We start from the raw sequence: 2,376 nt of genomic DNA on the forward strand, positions 1-2,376 counted from the left end.
TGTTAGCGCCGGGCGATTTTAGCCGCTAATAGTCAAACGATTTTGACCAATTCCGGTCACCGAATAATGGCCACCGTGCCTCCCCGCCGCCACTACGCTGGTGGTGCCAACACGCCGGCGTTAGGAGGACCATTGAGGTGAACGAGAGACACGATGACCTACAGGAGATTATAGACGCGGCGCTCCGGGAGATGGCCGCGGAGGAGGGCGACGGGTTCGACCCGCAGGCATGCAACCTCGCGGAGTTCTGCAGGAGGACGGGGCTCACCCGCTCCCGGGCGAGGACGATCAGGGCCCACGGGTTCAGGGCCCTGCCCCACGGGAACAGCGGGAGGAGGGCCGCGCCGGGCGTGCTCGCCGGACACACCGGCCTGGTGGACGATCTCCTGCGGAAGGGCGTCACCAACTCGCAGGTGATATTCGAGCGGCTGGTCGCCCAGGGCTACGCCGGCGGCCTCACCACGGTGAAGACCTACATCGCGGCGCACCGGGACCTCGTGCCCGCGAAGAGGCGGCAGGCGGCCCCGCAGGGCTGCCGCGGGCAGCGCTTCAGGACGGCGCCCGGGGAGGCCTACCAGATGGACTGGGGCTTCGTCGCGGTCGAGCGCCCCGGCGGCGAGCGGGCGCGGATGGCCTGCTTCGCCATGGTCTGCCACCATTGCGGGAGCGCCCACGTCGAGTTCTTCCCGAACGCGCGCCAGGAAAACCTCCTCATCGGGATGCTGCACGCGTTCTCGGCGCTGGGCGTGCCCGCGACCGTGCTTACCGACAACATGAAGAGCGTGGTCGTCCGCCGCGATGCCGACGGCCGGCCCGTCTGGCAGGCCGACTACGCCGAGTTCATGGGCGTCGTCGGCTTCCGCACCAGGCTGTGCAGGCCGCGCCACCCCTACACGAAGGGCAAGGTGGAGAGGCTCGTCCGCTTCGTGAAGGGGAACTTCCTCGCGGGAAGGTCCTTCAGCGACCTTGACGCCCTCAACCGGGAGGCCGCCCTCTGGTGCGCCGAGCAGGGAGGCCGCTGGCGGCGCCCGGCGGCATGCGTCCCGATGCGCGAGCACGAGGCGGCGTGCTCGGCGAACACCAGGCCGCTCGAGGTCACGGCCGAGATCGAGCGGTATCTGTGCCCGCGCCGGAAGATCTCCTTCGACGGCTTCGTGAGCTTCGAGGGGCACCGCTACGGCGTGCCCTACTGGTACGGCCGCCGCGAGTGCAGGGTGAACCGGGAGGGGCGCGTGGTGCACATATACAGCGACGACCTCTCCCGCGAGCTCGTCGCCCACGCCGTCGGCACCGGCGCCGACAGCTGGTGCGAGGGCCAGTGGGAGGCATCGCCGGTCCAGCCCGAGGAGCTGCCGACCCAGCCGGTCGGGACCGTGGTCGAGCAGATCGCCCCGCCCCGGACGAAGCCCGGTTTCGAGAGGTTCGACTTTGGGAGGGCCGAATGATGGCGGGCGCGGGGGCGAGCCCCTACGAGCTCGCTAGCGACGCCGCGTCGAGGCTCGGGATCGCCGTCGGGGCGGAGGAGCTCGCGACCCTCGCCTCGGACCTCGACCTCGGCGACGGGGAGATGGCCGCCGTTGCCGCCACATTCTCCTACCTCGCGGAGAAGAGGAGGCTCGCCTCCATCGAGACGCTGCTGAGGCTGAGCAGGCTGCCCAGGCGCGAGCCCAAGACCTTCGAGGGTTTCGATTTCTCCAGGATCCAGGGCCGGGACGCGGCCGCGCTGGGCAGGCTCCCGTCGCTGGCCGACCTCTACGCGCACCGCAACGTCGCCTTCGTCGGGCCCGGCGGCATAGGGAAGACGCACCTCGCGCAGGCCTACGGGCGCGAGTGCTGCATGCGGGGGCTCAAGACCTACTACATCAAGGCGACCGAGCTCAGGGACAGGTTCCAGAAGGCCGTCCAGCGGGGGAACACCTCGCGGGTCGTCTCCTCGCTCGTCAAGCCGTCGTGCCTCATCGTGGACGAGGTGGGAAGATGCGTCTACGACAGGCCGTGCACCGACCTGTTCTTCGACGTCGTCGACAGGCGCTACGAGAAGGAGGGACCGAACGCGATGGTCCTCACGAGCAACATCGCACCGAGCGGGTGGGACGAGTTCTTCACGGGCGACGACACGCTCCTCTGCGCCCTCGACAGGCTGTTCGACAAGGCGTCGGTGTTCGTGATGCGGGGCCCGAGCTACCGCGGCAGGGGGCTCGACACGTACTCGGTGGAGGCCGTCCCCCAGGCGGTGAAGGTGAGGGGGATCCAGCCCGAGGGGATGTAGGAAAGCGATAGGAAAGTCATAGATGCGGGCGTGTTGGCTAAAATGGGTCGGCTGGGATTGGTCAATCTCGGCCGACTATATTTGGCTAATATTTTCCGACGCTAACA

At 68.4% G+C, this 2,376-nt stretch carries 2 protein-coding genes; both read left to right on the top strand.

Features of this window, described 5'->3' with window-relative positions:
- The first annotated feature begins 137 nt into the window (after positions 1-137).
- Complete coding sequence (gene istA, locus DWZ15_RS10195) at positions 138-1,445, top strand: IS21 family transposase (protein WP_233544796.1); 1,308 nt, start codon at positions 138-140, stop codon at positions 1,443-1,445.
- Complete coding sequence (locus DWZ15_RS10200) at positions 1,442-2,269, top strand: ATP-binding protein (RefSeq protein WP_118450817.1); 828 nt, start codon at positions 1,442-1,444, stop codon at positions 2,267-2,269. Before istA ends, DWZ15_RS10200 begins: the two co-directional genes overlap by 4 nt.
- Positions 2,270-2,376: the final 107 nt, after the last annotated feature.

Origin of the sequence: Collinsella sp. AF29-7AC, from assembly GCF_003475665.1 — a bacterium.
Lineage (GTDB): Bacteria > Actinomycetota > Coriobacteriia > Coriobacteriales > Coriobacteriaceae > Collinsella.